The organism is Rhizobium sp. 18055, assembly GCF_902706285.1.
In the GTDB taxonomy this organism is placed as follows: Bacteria; Pseudomonadota; Alphaproteobacteria; order Rhizobiales; family Rhizobiaceae; genus Rhizobium.
Genome location: NZ_CACSKD010000145.1, coordinates 1 through 543, shown reverse-complemented (window position 1 = coordinate 543; position 543 = coordinate 1). Strand labels below are relative to the sequence as shown.

Below are 543 nucleotides of genomic sequence, written 5' to 3'. Positions count from 1 at the left end.
GCAAAGCCGTTGGCCGCAGCAATGGCGGCGATGTAGCCATCGGCCGTAGCGATAGCCAGGCCGGCGCTGCGTGACTTTGCGATCAGCTTGGCATAGGACTGCGTGCAGGCCAGATCGAAAGGCAGTACCCGGCCCGCGAACAGGGGCAGCACGCGCTTTTCCAGGTTGTCCTGGAGGCCTGCGCGCCGCTTGCCGGCCGGCAGCAGGGCGACGCCTGCCCGCAATTCCGCCACCGTGATGGCGGAAAGGAAGAGGGTTTCCATGGCCTGGGCATCGATCCATTCGATCACGCGCGGCTCCGGCGCTTGCCGGAGCGGCTCCGACATCACGTTGGTGTCGAGCAGGATCATTCGAAGTTCACCGAGCGGGCGGGTGCCTTGTCGCGCGCGTGTTCGAACACCGCGAATTCTTCATCGCTCAGCCGGGCCTGGCGCCCCATGTCGGCCAGGAGCGAACCCAGCTTCACGCGCCCCTGGGGGCTGATGGCGGATTCGAGGATGCTGCGGACCTCGGCCTCCATGCTGTGGCCATGCTGGGCGGCAC

General features: G+C 66.9%; 2 protein-coding genes. Both read right to left on the bottom strand.

Going from position 1 to position 543, the window contains the following annotated elements:
- Positions 1 to 350 (bottom strand): PIN domain-containing protein (locus tag GVL52_RS28430; protein WP_160012696.1); only part of this gene is annotated, 350 nt, incomplete at its 3' end.
- Positions 347 to 543, bottom strand: a 197-nt coding sequence (locus GVL52_RS28425; RefSeq protein ID WP_160012695.1) for a plasmid stabilization protein, incomplete at its 5' end; no start/stop codon positions are given. The genes GVL52_RS28430 and GVL52_RS28425, both read right to left, overlap by 4 nt.